Source organism: Pseudomonas sp. GM78, from assembly GCF_000282475.1.
In the GTDB taxonomy this organism is placed as follows: domain Bacteria; phylum Pseudomonadota; class Gammaproteobacteria; order Pseudomonadales; family Pseudomonadaceae; genus Aquipseudomonas.
The window spans coordinates 1-17,789 of the sequence record NZ_AKJF01000083.1; the positions used below are offsets into that span (position 1 = coordinate 1).

General features: G+C 59.9%; 16 protein-coding genes. 5 read left to right on the top strand and 11 right to left on the bottom strand.

Annotation, left to right across the window (positions count from 1 at the left end; all coding sequences use genetic code 11):
- Positions 1-491, top strand: a 491-nt coding sequence (modA, locus tag PMI35_RS17745) for a molybdate ABC transporter substrate-binding protein (RefSeq protein WP_008059082.1), incomplete at its 5' end; no start/stop codon positions are given.
- A 160-nt stretch (positions 492-651) separates the two neighbouring features.
- Positions 652-1,986 (top strand): OprD family porin, encoded by a 1,335-nt coding sequence (locus tag PMI35_RS17740; protein WP_008059083.1) that lies wholly within the window; start codon positions 652-654, stop codon positions 1,984-1,986.
- Between the two features lie 53 nt (positions 1,987-2,039).
- On the opposite strand, the gene PMI35_RS17735 is transcribed toward PMI35_RS17740, so the two are convergent.
- Positions 2,040-3,797: a bifunctional diguanylate cyclase/phosphodiesterase gene (locus PMI35_RS17735; RefSeq protein ID WP_008059084.1), complete on the bottom strand. Its 1,758-nt coding sequence runs from the start codon at positions 3,795-3,797 to the stop codon at positions 2,040-2,042.
- A 131-nt stretch (positions 3,798-3,928) separates the two neighbouring features.
- On the bottom strand, positions 3,929-6,010 hold the full coding sequence (locus tag PMI35_RS17730) for a carboxy terminal-processing peptidase (RefSeq protein ID WP_008059086.1): 2,082 nt from the start codon (positions 6,008-6,010) through the stop codon (positions 3,929-3,931).
- A gap of 138 nt (positions 6,011-6,148) precedes the next feature.
- On the opposite strand from PMI35_RS17730, the gene PMI35_RS17725 reads away from it, so the two are divergent.
- On the top strand, positions 6,149-7,111 hold the full coding sequence (locus PMI35_RS17725) for a zinc-binding dehydrogenase (RefSeq protein ID WP_008059088.1): 963 nt from the start codon (positions 6,149-6,151) through the stop codon (positions 7,109-7,111).
- 110 nt (positions 7,112-7,221) lie between these two features.
- Here the strand turns inward: PMI35_RS17725 and PMI35_RS17720 are convergent, their stop codons facing one another.
- From PMI35_RS17720 to PMI35_RS17695, 6 genes are all read right to left on the bottom strand, one after another.
- Entirely contained in the window at positions 7,222-7,875 is a 654-nt protein-coding gene (locus PMI35_RS17720; protein WP_008059090.1) for an HAD family hydrolase, read from the bottom strand.
- A gap of 34 nt (positions 7,876-7,909) precedes the next feature.
- Positions 7,910-8,899 carry an ABC transporter ATP-binding protein gene (locus tag PMI35_RS17715; RefSeq protein WP_008059092.1) on the bottom strand — a complete coding sequence of 330 codons (990 nt, stop codon included), beginning with the start codon at positions 8,897-8,899 and terminating at the stop codon, positions 7,910-7,912.
- The gene (locus PMI35_RS17710; RefSeq protein ID WP_008059094.1) at positions 8,896-9,696 is read right to left on the bottom strand and encodes an ABC transporter permease; all 801 of its coding nucleotides are present in this window, start codon (positions 9,694-9,696) and stop codon (positions 8,896-8,898) included. Before PMI35_RS17710 ends, PMI35_RS17715 begins: the two co-directional genes overlap by 4 nt.
- The gene (locus PMI35_RS17705; protein ID WP_162135924.1) at positions 9,683-10,519 is read right to left on the bottom strand and encodes an ABC transporter permease; all 837 of its coding nucleotides are present in this window, start codon (positions 10,517-10,519) and stop codon (positions 9,683-9,685) included. Before PMI35_RS17705 ends, PMI35_RS17710 begins: the two co-directional genes overlap by 14 nt.
- A gap of 5 nt (positions 10,520-10,524) precedes the next feature.
- Positions 10,525-11,331: an alkaline phosphatase family protein gene (locus PMI35_RS17700; protein ID WP_008059105.1), complete on the bottom strand. Its 807-nt coding sequence runs from the start codon at positions 11,329-11,331 to the stop codon at positions 10,525-10,527.
- 127 nt (positions 11,332-11,458) lie between these two features.
- Complete coding sequence (locus PMI35_RS17695) at positions 11,459-12,523, bottom strand: ABC transporter substrate-binding protein (protein ID WP_008059108.1); 1,065 nt, start codon at positions 12,521-12,523, stop codon at positions 11,459-11,461.
- Between the two features lie 351 nt (positions 12,524-12,874).
- Here PMI35_RS17695 and phnR point away from each other — a divergent pair, with 351 nt between their 5' ends.
- The gene (gene phnR, locus PMI35_RS17690; protein WP_008059109.1) at positions 12,875-13,588 is read left to right on the top strand and encodes a phosphonate utilization transcriptional regulator PhnR; all 714 of its coding nucleotides are present in this window, start codon (positions 12,875-12,877) and stop codon (positions 13,586-13,588) included.
- A 25-nt stretch (positions 13,589-13,613) separates the two neighbouring features.
- On the opposite strand, the gene PMI35_RS17685 is transcribed toward phnR, so the two are convergent.
- Positions 13,614-14,381, bottom strand: a complete 768-nt coding sequence (locus PMI35_RS17685; protein ID WP_008059111.1) for a DODA-type extradiol aromatic ring-opening family dioxygenase — start codon at positions 14,379-14,381, stop codon at positions 13,614-13,616.
- 103 nt (positions 14,382-14,484) lie between these two features.
- Here PMI35_RS17685 and PMI35_RS17680 point away from each other — a divergent pair, with 103 nt between their 5' ends.
- Entirely contained in the window at positions 14,485-15,141 is a 657-nt protein-coding gene (locus PMI35_RS17680; protein WP_032831569.1) for a thiopurine S-methyltransferase, read from the top strand.
- 61 nt (positions 15,142-15,202) lie between these two features.
- Here PMI35_RS17680 and htpX read toward each other — a convergent pair whose 3' ends face one another.
- Positions 15,203-16,093 carry a protease HtpX gene (gene htpX / locus PMI35_RS17675; protein ID WP_008059113.1) on the bottom strand — a complete coding sequence of 297 codons (891 nt, stop codon included), beginning with the start codon at positions 16,091-16,093 and terminating at the stop codon, positions 15,203-15,205.
- A 316-nt stretch (positions 16,094-16,409) separates the two neighbouring features.
- A complete protein-coding gene (locus PMI35_RS17670) occupies positions 16,410-17,621 on the bottom strand; it encodes a pyridoxal phosphate-dependent aminotransferase (RefSeq protein ID WP_008030363.1) in 1,212 nt (403 codons plus the stop codon).
- Between the last annotated feature and the right edge of the window lie 168 nt (positions 17,622-17,789).

Here is a 17,789-nt window from a genome sequence, read left to right on the forward strand (position 1 = left end):
CCGAAGGCGACACCGTCAAGGGTTCGCGCTTCACCTACGCCGTCGGCACGCTGGCGCTGTGGTCGGCCAAGGAAGGCTACGTCGATGCCAAGGGCAAAGTGCTGGGCGGCAACCAGTATCAGCATCTGTCCATCGCCAACCCGAAAGCCGCGCCTTATGGCCTGGCGGCGACCCAGGTATTGGCCAAAGAAGGCCTGACCGACAAGGTCAAGGACAAGATCGTCGAAGGCCAGAACATCACCCAGGCCTACCAATTCGTGTCCACCGGCAATGCCGAACTCGGTTTCGTTTCCCTGTCGCAGATCTACAAGGACGGCAAGATCACCAGCGGTTCGGCCTGGATCGTTCCGGCCAATCTGCACGACCCGATCAAACAAGACGCGGTGATCCTGAACAAGGGCAAGGACAACCCGGCCGCCAAGGCACTGGTTGCCTATCTCAAGGGCCCAAAAGCGGCGGCTGTGATCAAGTCCTACGGCTATCAACTCTAAATGTCACTGAGGATGCCAGGCTGGGGCATTGCTCTATGCCTGGTTTGAGTGCCATTTCTCTGTTTAAGAAATCAACTAATCAGTAGTCGACACTCACTTCTCGATGGGTGTCAGCGCTGTCTTGCGCGCAAAAATAAAAAAAGTAATTGGAGTGTTATCCATGTACCGATCCACTTTGGCCCTGGCGGTCGCTTCGGCCGTGCTCGCTCAACAGGCAAGCGCCGCCGGTTTCATCGAAGACAGCAAGGCAACATTGGGGTTGCGCAACTTCTACATCAACCAGGACTACCGTGAGGGTACCGGTCCGAACAAGAGCGAAGAGTGGGGCCAAGGCTTCGACCTGCGATTCACCTCCGGTTATACCCAAGGCACTGTCGGCTTCGGTATCGATGCGATCGGCTTGCTGGGCGTCAAGCTGGATTCGGGTGGCGGCACCAACGGCGCCACTGCAACCTCTTACGGTGGCACTGTTTTCCCAAGCAAATCCAATGGCGAGGCCGTTGATAATTTCTCCAGCCTGGGCCTGACTGCCAAGGCCAAGGTTTCCCAGACCGAGCTGAAGCTGGGTACTCTGCAGCCAAAACTGCCGGTCATCGTGACCAACGACGGCCGTCTGCTGCCGCAAACCTGGGAGGGTGGCCAGGTCACTTCCGGCGAGTTCAAGGACTTGACGCTGATCGGCGGCCAGATTGAACACGTCAAGGGCCGCAACTCCAGCAACAATGAGCAGATGTCCATCGGGGGCGCCAATCCACGCGTTGCCAACAGCAACAAGTTCATCTACGCCGGTGGTGACTACAAACTCACCAAGGACCTGACAGCCCAGTACTACTACGGCAACCTGCAAGAGTTCTACAAGCAGCACTTCCTGGGCCTGGTGCACAACTGGGCAATCGGCCCCGGCGTGCTGAAGTCGGATTTGCGCTACTTCAACAGCTCCGATGATGGCGCCAATGGCGACACGGCCGCTTACTTCAGCAACGGCAACTACAATGGCGTGCCAAGCGGTAAAGGCAAGGTCGACAACAACCTGTACAGCGGCCTGTTCCTCTACACCGTTGCCGGTCACACCTTCGGTGGCGGTTACCAGGTCAGTAACGGCAGCAGCGATTTCCCGTGGCTGAACCAGGGCGACGGATCGTCGGCCTACATCATCACCGATTCGCAAATCCAGAAGTTCGCCCGTGCCGGCGAACGCACCTGGCAGGCACGCTACTCGTATGACTTCGCCAAGGTTGGCGTACCTGGCCTGACGGCGGGTTTGGTTTACCTGCATGGCGATGATATCGATACCGTCAACAATCGCGGTGCGCAGGCGGCTAACGGCGATTCGGAATGGGAGCGCGACCTGACCGTGGGTTACGTCGTTCAATCCGGCGCGCTGAAAAATCTCGGCCTGCAGTGGAGAAACGCCACTTGGCGCACCAATATCCCGGGCGTTCGCGACCAGGACGAGAACCGCCTGATCGTCAGCTACTCGATCCCGCTGTTGTAAGCTCGGGATCGATCCGCTGCCTGGAGCGACGCCAGGCAGCGTATGCGTCTTTTCTACCTCTGCGCCAAACTATCAATCACATGCACGCTATACCCCGGCACATTCTTCGCGTGATGCTTGGCCTGCGAAGCCATCTCCGCCAACTGGCTGGCATCGAGCTGCCCACAGGCCTCCGGGTGTAGATGCACCACGCCAATCGACAGTGACAACAAGGGGAATTCCTGGCGCAGGCCCTGGCGGTTCGGGGCGGTGAAGCAGCCGGCTTCCAGGTGTTCGCTGCGGTAGAAGCGTCGGCACTGGCTGTGGAAGTCGTCGAGCAGCTGGTTCAAACGTTTGCGCCAGTCGTCCGGGCCTAGGACCAGCAGAAAATCATCGCCGCCAATATGGCCGACGAAGTCGCGGGAGGGGTCGATGCGCTCGTTCAGGCATTGTGCCAGGCACAGCAGGACTTCATCGCCACGGCCGTAGCCGTAGATGTCGTTGAAGGGTTTGAAGCTGTCGATGTCCACGTAGCAGATCAGCGATTCGCGTTGCTGTTGCAGCAGTCGGGTCAGGCATTGCTGGATCGGTACGTTGCCCGGCAGCAAGGTCAACGGGTTGGCGTAGCGCGCTTGCTGGATTTTCAGTTCGGTGATCAGCTTGAGCACGTCGATCACCCGGCCCAGGCCCAGGTAATTGCCATCGAGGGTGATGATGAAGTCTTCTTCGATGCGTTGCCGGGCGCGGCTGGTGATCAGCCGGCTGACCTGCTGCAGCGACTGGCCTATCTCGACGGCGAGAAAGTCGTCGCTCATCAGGCGGCTGATCGGCTTGCGGGCGAACAGGTCGGTGGCAAACGGCTTGAGCAGGGCATCCGAGAGCGAATGCCGATGGACGATCCCGCACGGCTGGCCTTGCTCATCCAGCACTGCCAGCGAGTTGAGGTTGGCCTGGCGGCGGAAGGCTTCGAGCACGGTAGCGGTCGGGGTGTGGCGGGCCACCGCTGGCTGGTCGTTGAGCAGGGCGCTCAGGTCGCTGCCGTCCTCGCCCAGCGCCACGGCGCTGCTGTCGCGCCTGGGCATCAAGGCGCGGGCATCGCGCGGCGGATGCTCCTGTGGCCGACAGAGCAGATAGCCCTGGACCAGGTCGATGCCCATTTCGGTCAATACCGCCAGTTCTTCCGGCAATTCGATGCCTTCGGCGATCACCTGCGCCCGCGAGGCGTTGGCAATTTGCAGGATCGAGCCAACGAACTCACGCTTGAGGGCATCCAGGTGAATGCCGTCGATGAAGTGGCGGTCGATCTTCACGTAGTCGGGGCGTAATTCGGACCACAGGCGCAAGCTTGAGTAACCCGCGCCCAGATCGTCCAGCGCAATGGAAAACCCCATGGCTCGATAGTGATGCAGGGCGGTGTGCAGCAGCTGGAAGTCGTCGGTCGGGGTCTGCTCGGTGAGTTCGATCACCACCTGGTTCGGTTCAATGCCGAAGTCCTGCAGCAACTGCAAGGTGCGACCGGGTTGGTGGGCCGCTTCGAGCAAGGATTCCGGGGAGACGTTGAGGAACAGTTTGCCGGGCAGTTGTTGTTCGTTGAAGCGCCGGCACGCGCTCTGCCGGCAGGCGATTTCCAGTTCGCTCAGGCGACCCGCCTGGCGGGCGACGGCGAACAGGGCGACAGGGGAGTGCAACGGACTGTTGGAAGGGCCGCGGCTCAGGGCTTCGTAGCCCAGGATGCGACGCTCGGAAAGGCTGATGATGGGTTGGAACAGGCTGTGCAAACCGCTTTGAGCCAGGATTGAACTCAAGGCACTCAGCTGTTCGGTTGTGGTCATGGCGATCTCTGGCGAAAAAAAAGGACCGGGCGTGCTCTTGGTTAAGAGGCGCTACCGGTCCGTTATTTCACGACAGAATGATGACTATTTGATGACGCTCCGGGGAGCGTCAGCATTAAATTGCCATCAGCTTAGTGCTTGGCTACCGCGGTATTGAGCTTCAAGTAATCCAGCAGGATGCGCCCGGTCTCGCTCAGGTAGGCATCGTCTTCCGGCTTGGTCTTGTCGTCCTCGGCCGCGATGGCGTCTTCGTCTTCTTTCTTCAGTTCCTTGAGCGGCTCTTCGCCCTTGGCTTTGCGACGGATATTCTCCATGGCGAGCTGCTTGGCTTCGATATCGGCGTGCTGGGCACGACGTTCGGCTTCATTGAGGCTGACGGTTTTTTCTGCCATCAGTTTCTGCGCCAGGGCCAGTTTGTCGCGAATGAATACGAACTCCGCGTCTTTGTTCGTACGCACGTCGTGCTCGGACTTGAGCTGGGTGATGTACGGTTTGAACGGGTCGACCGCAGGCTTGATCGCCGCGCGGATGGTGTCCCACGGCATGGCTTCCGGCAGGGCGCTTTCGCCGATTTCCTTGGTGTCGATGATCGACGGGTAATCGATGTCCGGCAGTACGCCCTGATGCTGGGTGCTCTGTCCGGAAACCCGGTAGAACTTGGCCAACGTCAGCTTGAGCTCGCCATGGTTCAGCGGCTGGATGGTCTGCACGGTGCCTTTGCCGAAGGTCTGGCCGCCAATGATCAGTGCGCGGTGGTAGTCCTGCATGGCGCCGGCGAAAATTTCCGAAGCCGAAGCGGACAGGCGGTTGACCAGCAACGCCATCGGGCCTTTGTAGAAGGCGCCCGGGTTTTCATCTTCGAGCACATCGACGCGGCCATCGGCGTTACGCACGAGTACGGTCGGGCCCTTGTCGATGAACAGGCTGGTCAGCTCGGTGGCTTCCTGCAAGGAACCACCGCCGTTGTTGCGCAGGTCGATGACCACGCCGTCGACCTTGTCTTTCTGCAACTCGGTCAGCAGCTTCTTGACGTCGCGGGTGGTGCTCTTGTAGTCCGGATCGCCGGCACGGAAGGCCTTGAAGTCCAGGTAGAAGGCCGGAATCTCGATGACGCCGAGCTTGTAGTCCTTGCCATCCTGCTTGAGGTTGAGCACCGACTTCTTCACGGCCTGGTCTTCCAGCTTCACCGCTTCGCGGGTGATCGGCACGATCTTGCTGGTCTGGTCGTTCGGCGCGTTGCTGGCCGGGATCACTTCCAGGCGCACGATGGTGCCTTTGGGACCGCGGATCAGCTTGACCACTTCGTCCAGGCGCCAGCCCACCACGTCGACCATCTCTTTGTTGCCTTGGGCAACACCGATGATCTTGTCGGCAGGCGCGACTTGCTTGGTCTTGTCGGCAGGGCCTGCCGGTACCAGGCGCACGATCTTCACTTGATCGTTATCGCTCTGCAACACGGCGCCGATGCCCTCCAGGGACAGGCTCATGTTGATGTCGAAGTTTTCCGCGTTATCCGGCGACAGATAGTTGGTGTGCGGGTCGTAGGACATGGCGAAGGTGTTGATGTACGCCTGGAAGATGTCTTCCGCGCGGGTCTGGTCCAGGCGCGCCAGCTGGTTCTTGTAGCGCTTGGTCAAAGTTTCCTGGATTTGCTTGGAATCCTTGCCGGCGATCTTCTGCCGCAGCACTTCGTCCTTGACGCGTTTGCGCCACAGGTCGTCGAGTTCCGCGGTGGATTTGAGCCAAGGGGCATCCTTGCGGTCGATCAGCAAGGTTTCCTTGGTGGTGAAGTCGATCTTGTCGACGCCCTTGTTCAGCTCGGCAAGGGCGAAGTCCAGACGCGATTTGACGCGGTCCAGGTAGCGCTTGTAAATGGTGAACCCGGCGTTGAGGTCGCCGCTCTTGAGGAAGTCGTCGAACTGGGTCTTCCACTTGTCGAATTCGGCAATGTCGCTGGCCATGAAGTAGCTGCGCGATGGGTCGAGCAACTTCAGGTAGCTGTCGTAGATGATCACCGAGCGCGCATCATCGAGCGGCGGCTTGCTGTAGTGATGGCGCTTGAGCAACTCCACGACGTTCAGGCTGGCGATGACTTCGTCACGGTCGGGCTGAAGCTTGTCCCAGCTATTGGCTGCAAAAGAACTGCTCGACATCGGCAGCAGGCCGATACCGATGAAAAGGGCGAGGGCAGTGCTGGGGAACAAACGCTTCATGTTGATTCGACGCGGGGACAATTGATAACGCATATTAGGCCGTCTTTGAAGTCGCCGGTTCCACAAGGACCGGCCGCATAATGCAAAAAGCCCGGCGCTACAGCTTCGGGCTCAGTCCAGACTCACTATGGAGGCACTGTGAAAGCATTGCAAGGCGTTGACGGTCAAGTGGAGTGGGTTGAAGAGCCCAGTCCTGCGTGTGATGTAGGGCAAGTTCGCATTCGAGTGGCGGCAGCGGGTCTCAATCGTGCCGATTTGTTGCAGAAGGCAGGCCTTTATCCACCACCGCCGGGTGCCAGCCAAGTGCTTGGTCTAGAGTGCTCGGGGGTGATCAGCGAGGTTGGGCCGGGTTCGTCCTGGCAGGTGGGCGATCGGGTTTGCGCCTTGCTGGCCGGGGGCGGGATGGCTCAGGAGGCGGTGGTCGACGGGCGGCACGTGTTGCCGGTTCCCGACGAAATGTCGCTGGTCGAGGCGGCGGCATTACCGGAAGTGTATGCAACGGTCTGGTTGAACCTGTTTCAATTGGCTGCGCTGAAACCAGGCGAAAAAGTGCTGCTGCACGCGGGAGCAAGTGGAATTGGTTCAGCTGCCATTCAGCTGTGCAAGGCGTTTGGTAACCCGTGCTGGGTCAGTGTCGGCTCCGCTGAACGGCTGGCCTACTGCGAAGCGCTCGGCGCCCAGGGCGGTGTGGTGCGCACTGACGATCTGGACAGCTTGCGCGACCTGGGGCCGTTCGACGTCGTACTCGACCCGGTAGGCGGCAACTACGCCGCGTTGAACCTGAAACTGATGGCGACGGATGGCCGCTGGGTGCTGATTGGCCTGATGGGAGGGCGCGAGGCGAAGCTGGACCTGGCGCAGGTGCTGGCCAAGCGCGTGCAACTGCTGGGCTCGACCCTGCGCAGCCGAGATGATCAGTTCAAGGCGGATCTGTTTAGCGATCTGCGCCAGCACGTCTGGCCGCTGTTTGCGGATAAGCGCTTGAGCCCGCAACTGGCCAGGGCGTTCCCGATCAAGGATGCCGAAGCGGCGTTTGCCGAGTTGGCGAGTAACAAGGTGGCGGGGAAGCTGGTGCTGGTGATCGACGAAAGCCTGACCTGATAACACGGACCTGTGGGAGCGGGCTCGCCCGCGATTCAGGCGACGCGGTCTAACTGACAGACCGCGTTATCGTTCATCGCGGGCAAGCCACGCTCCCACAGGGATCTCGGTTACTTCCAGGTGTGGATCGGCCAGCCGGCCTTTTCCGCCTGCTCTAGCAACACAGGGTCTGGGTTGACCACGTGCGGGAAATCCACCTTCAGCAACAACGGCAGATCATTGCGTGAATCGGAATAGAAATTCGCGCCTTCCAGGTTCTCCTCTTCGGCATCCAGCCATTCCAGCAATCGGGTGATCTTGCCTTCGCGGTACGTCAGGGTGCCGACAGTCTTGCCGGTATACGCCCCGTGCGCCACTTCCAGTTCGATACCGAGAATTTCATCGATGCCCAGGCGTTCGGCAATCGGCTTGACCAAATGGACGCCCGAGGCCGAGATCACCAGGATCCGGTCGCCGGCCTTGCGGTGGGCGGCGATGGTTTTGGTGGCGTCGCTGAAGATGATCGGCTCGATGAAGTCTTCCACCCAAGGGCCTACCAGGTGCTCGACTTCGGCGGGCGTGCGGCCGATCAAGGGTTCCAGGCTGAAGGCCATGTAGTCCTCCATGGCCAGGTGACCCCTGCCGTAGGCGTCCATCAATTCCTTGTCGCGACGCAGGAAGGATTCGCCGTCGACCCAGCCGAGGCGGACCATTTGCTCACTCCACAACGAGGCGCAGTCGCCGTGGATCAGGGTTTCGTCCAGATCAAAAATTGCCAGGGCCATCAGTGCAGTTCTCTCTTCAACGTCAGCAAGGGCATCAGGCTACCTCACACAGGGCCGTCGGATCGATGGAAAGCGCCAGGCGCTGACCATCGGGATGCAGGTCGGACGCCGAGCGGTTGAGCACATCCACCACTAGTTCCACGCCGCGGGCTTCGATCCGGTAGCGAATCACGTTGCCGAGCAGGCTGTGGCTGCGCACCTGGGCGTCGAGATCGCCTTCGAGGCTCAGTTCGATGGCTTCCGGGCGAATGGCGATGCGGTGGTTGATCGGCCGTTGCAACAGCTTCGACGCGCTGTCGGCATCCAGCAGGTTGTAGTTGCCGATGAAACCGGCGGCGAAGACATCCACCGGCGCCGTGTACAAGGTTTCAGCGTCACCGCTTTGTACGATCTTGCCCTGGTTCATCAGGAAAATGCGATCGGACATTGTCAGCGCTTCTTCCTGATCGTGTGTGACGAAGATCGTGGTCAGGCCCAGCTCGCGCTGGATCGCACGGATCTGTTCGCGCAGGTGCTTGCGAATCCGAGCGTCGAGGGCTGACAGCGGTTCATCCAGCAGCAACAGCCGGGGCCGGGTCACCAGGGAACGGGCGAGGGCAACGCGCTGGCATTGGCCGCCGGACAACTGATGCGGGTAACGGGCGGCAAAATCTTGCAACTCCACCAGTTTCAATACTTCGGCGACGCGCTTCTGGCTGTCATCAGCGTTGACCTTCTGCATGCGCAAACCGAAGGCGACGTTCTGCTCGACGGTCATGTTGGGGAACAGCGCATAGCTCTGGAACACCATGCCGATTCCGCGTTTTTGCGGGCTCAATGGCACGATATCGACGCCATCGAGGAGGATCTTGCCGCCATCCACCGACGTCAGGCCGGCGATACAGCGCAGCAGGGTGGATTTGCCGCAACCAGACGGGCCGAGCAGGGTGACGAACTCACCTTTGTGGATTTCGCAGTTGATGTCGCTGAACACGGTGGTACCAGCGTAATTCTTTTGCAGATGTTGGACGCTGACATAGCTCATTCGCTTTTGTCCCTGTTCAAGATGTTGGCCGCCCAGGTCAGAACCAGTACGAAGAAGAAGTAGGAAATCACCAGCGCACTGGTGAAGTGGCCGCTGCTGTTGCGCATGTTATTGAGGTAGACCTGCAGCGTTTCGTAACGGGTGCCGACCAGGATGTTGGCGAACACGAACTCGCCGAACAGAAACGAGAACGACAGCAGTAACGCCACCATCAAGCCCTTGCGCAGGTTCGGCAGCACCACCAGGATCGCTGCCTGAAAAGTGCTGGCGCCGAGCAGTTGGGCGGCGTCCATCAGGTCGCGCAGGTTGATCGCCTGCAGGTTGTTGGTGATCGCCCGGTACATGAACGGCAGGGCCACTGTGAAGTAGCAACCGATCAGGATCCACGGCGTACCGACCATGGCGAACGGCCCGGAACCGTAGAGCTGCAGCAGCCCCACCGACGACACCACCGGTGGCACGGCGAAGGGCAGCAGGATCAGGATGTTCATCAGCGCATCGAGTTTCGGGAAGTGGTAATGCACCACGAACAGCAGCGGCAGGATCAGCACCACCGAGAGGATCAGCGCGCCGAGGCACACCAGCAGCGACTGGCCGAAAGCACTCAGGAAGCGCGGGTCGCTCCACAACTGCGCGTACCATTTGATGCTGAAACCGCTGGGCAGGATGGTCGCCGACCAACTGCTGGAAATCGAATAGATGAAGGTGCCGAGCAACGGCAGCAACAGGATGGCAAACAGCAGGTAGACCACGACCCGGTGGTAGATGCCGACAGGGCCCAGTTCAGCGCGAGACATGGTAGCTCCTCTTCAACAGCAGCTGATGCACGATGGTCACCAGGGTCATCAACGCCACCAGCACCACGGCCAGGGCACTGGCCAGGTTCGGATCGAGGGAAATATCACCCGAGACCATCGCCGCGATGCGGATGGGCATCACGTTGAAGTTGCCGGTGGTCAGGGCGTACACCGTGGCGTAGGCGCCGAGGGCGTTGGCCAGCAGGATCACGAAGGTGCCAAGCAGTGCCGGGGTCAGCACCGGCAGGCCGATGTGGCGCCAGAACTGCCAGCCGTTGGCGCCGAGCAGCGCGGCGGACTCGCGCCAGTCTTCGCGCAAGGCGTCGAAGGCCGGGTAGAGCAGCAGCACGCCAAGGGGAATCTGGAAGTAGGTGTAGAGAATGATCACCCCGGTTTTCGAATACAGGTTGAAGTCCTGAATGATGCCGGCCTGCTTGAGCAGGATAGTGAAGCTGCCGTTGAAACCCAGCAGGATGATGAACGCAAAAGCCAGGGGCACGCCGGAGAAGTTGCTGGTCATGTTGGCGAAGGCGTTGACGAAGTTGCGCAGCTTCGAGTCGACCCGGCGCAGGGAATAGGCGCCCAGCACGGCGATGATGATGCCGAACACGCTGGACCAGAAACTGATCTCCAGGCTGTACTGGATCGCCTGCATATAGAACTTCGAATTGAAGATCCTGGTGAAGTTGGCCAGGCCCCAGCCGAACTCCTCCGACTCCAGGCTGTTGGTCATCACCCACACCAGCGGGGCGATTTCGAAGACGATGAAGAACAGGGTGAAAGGTATCAGGCACAGGGCAGCCAGCCATTTGCCGCGAGTCATGGCATTCACTTGAGCAGCTCCCGGCACACGGGTTTGTCGTGGGGTACACCCAACAGTTCACAGACGGTGCCGCAAATTTCGGTTTGTTTCGGCGCGGCATCGGCATTGAAGCTGAAGGCATCGCCGAACACGAACAGCGGCACTTCGCGCTCTTCCGGCAGCAGCCCGTTATGGGAGCGGTCGTTGTTCATGCCGTGGTCGGCCGTCACCAGCACCTGATAGCCGGCGTCGAGCCAGCCTTGCAGGTAGTCGGCGATGATGATGTCCACCGAGCGCGCGCTGTTGCGGTATTGCGGGGTGTCGAGGCCGTGCTTGTGCCCGGCGTCGTCGATGTTCATGGGGTGCACCAGCAGGAAATTCGGCCCATGGCGCAGGCGCAGGTTTTCGGCGTCGGCGAACAGGTGGGAATCGGGGTAATGGTCGTTCCAGTAGAAATGCCCGTGCTGGATCGGCAGGTTGGGGTCGTCGGTATGGCGATCCCGGGCCGCCACGAAAGGCGAGCGGTTATACAGCTCACTGACCCAGTGATAGGCCGCCGCCGCGGTTTTCAGGCCGGCAGCAGTGGCGTAGTGATAAATGCTGCGCTGGTTGGACAGGCGCGAGACGTTGTTGTGAACGATGCCGCTGTCGATCGGCGTGACACCGGTCAGGATGCATTCGTAAAGCGGTCGGGACAAAGCCGGCAGCTCGCACTCCAGTTTGTAGAGTGCGGCGCGTCCTGCGCCGACGTAGGCCTGCAGGTGCCCCATGGCGTGGCGGGCGACCTCATGGTTGAGGCCGTCGAGCACGACAAGGATGACGTTGTGCTTCATAGGGGCGATGACTCCGCAATTAAAACCGAACGGTGTAGGAGCTGCCGCAGGCTGCGATCTTTTGACTTTGCCTCTAAGAAGCAAGATCAAAAGATCGCAGCCTGCGGCAGCTCCTACAGATGAAGCATTACTTCATTTCAACAATGACTTCTTCGTTCCACTTCTGCGGCAGGGCCTTGGAGGTTTTCTCCCAAGCGTCCGCGTCCTTGATCGGCGTGACCTTCTTGTACTGCTCGTTCGGCAGCAGCTTGGCCTGGACCTCGGCTGGCAAGGTCAGGTGCTCGGCGCGGATCGGACGGGCGTTACCCTTGGCCAGGTTGATCTGGCCGGCATCGCTGAAGATGTATTCGCGGGTCAGCTTGGCGGCGTTCGGGTTCTTGGCGTATTTGTTGATGATGGTGGTGTAGCCGGAAATCACCGAGCCATCGGACGGGATCAGCACCACGTAGTCATCCGGATTGGCCATCTTGGCCTTGTAGCTCAGGCCGTTGAAGTCCCAGACCACGCCGACTTCGATCTCGCCTTTTTCCATGGCGCCTATGACCGGGTTGGACATCGACAGGCGACCTTGTTTAGCAAGGTCGGCAAACAGCAGCAGTGCCGGTTGCAGGTTTTTCTCGTCGCCACCGTTGGCGTAGGCGGCGGCCAGAACGCCGTTGGCAGCCTGGGCGGCGGTGCTCACGTCACCGATCGACACTTTGTATTTACCGGTTTTGAGGTCAGCCCACTTGGTCGGTACTTCGGAACCGTGCAGCAGCTTCTTGTTGACGATGAAGGCAATGGTGCCGGTATAGGCCAGCGCCCAGTGACCGTCCTTGTCCTTGGCCCAGGTCGGTACCTGGTCCCAGGTGGATGGCTTGTAGGGCTGGGTAACGTTCTGTTTCACCGCAATCGGGCCGAAGGCTGCGCCCACGTCGCCGATGTCGGCACTGGCGTTGTCTTTCTCGGCGGCAAACTTGGCGATTTCCTGGGCCGAGCTCATGTCGGTGTCGATGTGCTTGAGGCCGTAGTTCTTCGCCAGGTCTTCCCAGGTGCCTTTCCAGTTGGCCCAGTCATCGGGCATGCCGACACTGTTGACGGCGCCTTCCGCTTTCGCAGCGGCTTCAAGGGTTTTCAAATCATCAGCCGCCATGGCGGCGGTGCACATGGCAATGGTCGAGCCTAACAGTGATGCCAGGAAAAGCTGTTTCATTCCGAAGCTCCTATGGGCGTTTTCAACGCTGCGATTGCGGTTGTGTTGGTCTAGGTCAGCAATACCTGAGCCAATCTAAGGCGGCTCGATGACACTTTGATGTCGTTCGTCGCCCCGGTGGACGTTTACTTGCCCGGTATTGGCCGGTGCCAAGTAAGCGTAGACCATGGGCGAAGCCCCATTGCGCAAGGGATTTGGCCGATGTTTTGCACAGTGTTGGCGTGACCGTCGGGCGGCTTTGTCATCTCTCGGTCATCTGCATTGCCTACGCTTGCAGGATCTTCAAACAGCCGGTTTTACCGCCGGTTCTGCCCTGAAAGAGTGCTGGTCTAGTCCAGATAGGTAACGTTGATGCGCGATGAGGCAACAAAAGCAGTGACGGCCATTGGCCAGGTGCTTCAGGAACAGCTCGATCACGGGCTGCTGGCGCCAGGGAGCAAGTTGCCAGCCGAACGCAAGCTCAGTGAATTGTTTGGTACCACGCGCATTACCGTGCGCGAGGCGTTGCTGCAGCTCGAAGCCCAGGGCCAGATTTATCGCGAAGAGCGTCGCGGCTGGTTCGTGTCGCCGCCGCGCCTGGCCTATAACCTGATGCAGCGCAGCCACTTTCACGCCATGGTCAGCGCCCAGGGGCGGGTGCCGTCCACCGAAGTCATTTCGGCGCGTTTGCAGCCGGCATCGGCGGCGGTCTGTGCCTGGTTACAGTTGCCGGCGTTGTCGAGCGTGATTCAGGTCTGTCGTTCGCGGCGTATCGATGGGCGACTGGTGTTGTACGTGGAGCACTACCTGAATCCGCAGTATTTTCCGGGCATTCTGGATTTCGACCTGAATCAGTCGATCACCGAACTGTATGCGCGGCACTACGACCTGCACTACGGGCGGGTGCGCTTCGAGATCGTACCGACGGCGTTGTCGGCAGACGCGGCGGCCGCCTTGCGGGTGTCGGTGGGCAGCCCTGGACTGCGCATCGCCCGGGTCAACTACGATCAGCATGGGCGGCTGATCGATTGTGACCTGGAGTTCTGGCGCCACGATGCGATCCATGTGGGGGTCGATGTGGCTTGAACCTGGCAGCCGCAGGTTTTAGCCATTATCCGAAACGGTAGATGTCCATGCCCAGTGCGCCCATTGTGAATCCCTGGTGGGCAATGCTGAATTGCCCCCCGGCACTGCGGGCAAAGTACAACGGCAACAGATGTTCATCGCTGGGATGGTTACGCACCGCATTCGGTGCTTGCCGACGATAGTCGTGCAAGGCGGTTTCATCGTTGGCCGCCAGCTTGTCGATCATCCAGTCGCGAAACACCTGGGCCCAGGGTTGCACGTTCTCGGGGCCGGCATGCCAGTCCAGCTCGCGCAGGTTGTGGGTAATGCTACCGGAGCCGATCAACAACACACCCTGTTCGCGCAAGCTGCTCAGCGCCTGGCCAACGCGGGCCTGCAGCGCCGGGCCGCCTCGGGTGGGCAGTGAAACCTGCACAATTGGGATATCGGCCTGCGGATACATCAACGACAGTGGCACCCAGACGCCATGGTCGAAGGGGCGTTTGCCGTCGACGCGGGCGGGCAGGGCGTTGTCTTGCAACAGATTGACCACTTGTTCGGCCAACCCGGGGTTACCGGGGGCAGGGTATTGCACCTCGAACAGTGCCCGTGGAAAACCGCCGAAGTCATGCCAGGTGTCCGGCTGCGGGTTGCCGCCGACCAGCAGTTCATCGCTTTCCCAGTGCGCGGAAACAATCACGATGGCGTCTGGCCTGGGCATCTCTGTCGCCAGGCGAGCGAGAGCCGGCCCACTGGCACCAGGTTCCAGGGCCAGCATTGGCGAACCATGGGATATGTACAGGCTGGGGAACATGGATGAGCTCCTGAGAGTTAAGATATCCCCATCTTCTGTCAGATCATTGATCTAAATCTAATATAAGTTTTAGGGTGTTTTGATCGAATTTTCGGGGTTATTTATGCAGCCGGAGTTTTGGCACAAAAAATGGAAATCGAACCAGATCGGTTTTCACTTGCCGCAAGTGAACCCTTATCTGCAGCGATTCTGGCCGGCGCTGGGCCTGGAAGAGGGGGCTCGCGTACTGGTGCCGTTGTGCGGCAAGAGCCTGGATCTGCTGTGGCTGGCGCAGCGGGGTCATGAGGTGCTGGGGATCGAACTGTCGGAAAAGGCTGTCGAGGATTTCTTCAGCGAGCACCATTTTGACCCAGCGGTCGACGAACAGGGACCTTTCAAGGTTTATCGGGCTGGCTCCATCGAACTGTGGTGTGGCGACTTCTTCGACCTGACGCCAGGCGATGTCGCCGACTGCTCGGCCCTTTATGATCGAGCCGCATTGATTGCCCTGCCGACGCCAATGCGTCAGCGCTATGCCGCGCATTTGACGCGGATCCTGCCCAAGGACTCCAACGGGTTGTTGATTACCCTGGACTACGACCAAGCGCAAATGGAGGGGCCGCCGTTTGCCGTGCTCGATGAAGAAGTGCAGCGGTTGTTTGGTGCTTCGTGGGCGCTGAAGGTTTTGGAAGACCAGGATGTGCTGAGCGAGAGCGGGAAGTTTCTGGAGGCGGGTGTCACGCGGCTTGAAGAGCGGGTGTATCGGGTTTCCAGTCGGTAAAAGCGTCAGCAGACAAAAAGGCCCGCATCGCTGCGGGCCTTCTTGTTTACTGCGGTCTCTCTCAGCCGCGACGACGTGCCAGTGCGTCGATGCGCTCTTCCAGCGGCGGGTGGCTCATGAACATGCGGGCGAAGCCCTGTTTGATGCCACCGTTGATGCCGAAGGCGTTCAGGGTGTCAGGCATATGCACCGGCAGGCCCTGTTCCGCACGCAGGCGTTGCAACGCGCCAATCATCGCGGCGGTGCCGGCCAGGTTTGCACCGGCTTCGTCGGCACGGAATTCGCGCTTGCGCGAGAACCACATGACGATGGCGCTGGCCAGGATACCCAGGACCAGTTCAGCGAAGATGGTCGCCACGTAGTAGGCAATGCCCTGGCCTTCTTCGTTCTTGAAGATCACCTTGTCGACAAAGTTGCCGATGATCCGTGCGAAGAACATCACGAAGGTGTTCACCACACCCTGGATCAACGCCAGGGTGACCATGTCGCCATTGGCCACGTGGCCGATTTCGTGGGCCAGGACGGCTTTCACTTCATCCGGAGAGAAACGCTCCAGCAGGCCCTGGCTGACCGCGACCAGTGCGTCGTTCTTGTTCCAGCCGGTGGCGAAGGCGTTCGCCTCATAGGCCGGGAAGATCCCGACTTCGGGCATCTTGATCCCGGCTTCCCGGGACAGTTGCTCGACCGTTTGCAGCAGCCATTGCTCGTGACGCGTGCGCGGCTGGCTGATGATTTGGGTGCTGGTGCTCATCTTCGCCATCCACTTGGAGATGAACAGCGAGAACAGGGAACCGGCGAAACCGAAGACCGCACAGAAAATCAGCAGCTGATTGAGGTTGAGATCAACCCCATTGGCCGCCATGAACCCGTTGAAGCCGAAAAGGCTCAGGGTGATGCTGGCAATCAGCACGACCGCCAGGTTAGTGGCCAAGAACAGCAGGATGCGCATCATGGTTGTAGAAATCTCCTCATGCTAAAGATGTAGCGTACTGCGGGGTATATAAGGTGCTGCAACGGGGTATTCAACCGAGTGACTATTTCAAACTGTGTCCTACAGCATTAGCGTAGCTGTTTGCAGGGCATTTCCGACACGGGATGGCAAAGTGATTTGCCAGCCAGCTGGCAACCGAGTGCCCGTCGTTACTCGACATGACCCGGCAATGGGTCATTGCTCAGGCATCAAGAGTGAGGTCACGGGTAGGGCGCGAGCATGTGTTGCAGAATGAATCACCGTGCGATGTTTCTGCCATCGCACGGTGACAGGCCGCTTACTGGCGATAGGATTTGAGGAAATTGCCAATGCGTCCGATGGCCATGTCCAGGTCATCGACGCGCGGCAGGGTCACGACGCGGAAGTGGTCCGGCCATGGCCAGTTGAAAGCCGTGCCTTGCACCACCAGTAATTTCTCCGAGAGCAGCAGGTCGAGGACGAACTTTTCGTCGTTGTGGATCGGGCAGACCTTCGGGTCGATCCGCGGGAACGCATACAGCGCGCCCATCGGCTTGACGCAGCTCACGCCAGGAATGTCGTTGAGCAGTTCCCAGGTGCGGTTACGCTGTTCAAGCAGGCGCCCTTGCGGCAGCACCAGGTCGTTGATGCTTTGATAGCCACCCAGCGCGGTCTGGATCGCGTGCTGGCTCGGCACGTTGGCGCACAGGCGCATGTTGGCCAGCATGTCGATGCCTTCGATGTAGCTCTGGGCGTGGTGTTTCGGGCCGGAAATGGCGATCCAGCCGGAACGGAAACCAGCCACTCGGTAGGACTTGGACAGGCCGTTGAAGGTCAGGCACAGCAGGTCCGGCGCCAGGGAGGCGGTGCAGATGTGCACGGCATCGTCGTAGAGGATCTTGTCGTAGATCTCGTCGGAAAACACCACCAGGTTGTGCTGGCGGGCCAGTTCCAGCATGCCCAGCAGGACTTCCTTCGAATACACCGCACCGGTCGGGTTGTTCGGGTTGATGATCACCAGGGCCTTGGTGTTCGGGGTGATCTTGGCCTTGATGTCGGCCAGGTCCGGCCACCAGTTGGCCTGCTCGTCGCACAGGTAATGCACCGGGTTACCACCCGACAGGCTCACCGCGGCGGTCCACAACGGGTAGTCGGGAGCCGGTACCAGCACTTCGTCACCGTTGTTGAGCAGGGCCTGCATCGACATCACGATCAGTTCGGAAACGCCGTTGCCCAGGTAGATGTCCTCGATGCCGACACCTTCCACCTGCTTTTGCTGGTAGTACTGCATCACGGCCTTGCGCGCGCTGAACAGGCCCTTGGAGTCACTGTAACCCTGGGCGGTCGGCAGGTTGCGGATCACGTCCTGGAGGATTTCGTCCGGCGCTTCGAAACCAAAGGGCGCCGGATTGCCGATGTTCAGCTTGAGGATGCGATGACCTTCCTCTTCCAGGCGTTTGGCGTGCTTGAGCACTGGGCCGCGAATGTCGTAGCAGACGTTGGCGAGCTTGTTCGATTTGCTGACCTGCATGGCGATGTGTTCCCGAAAATGAACGATCCAGGCGGCGTGTGAACAACCGTGCTGGGAATCCTGCGTAATCACACAGGCCTGACGCCATGAGAGGCAGCACCCATAAATCCGTTTGAATGCGCGTGGTCTGGCTGCCAGACTGGCGTTTGACGAGGCGCAATCATACGT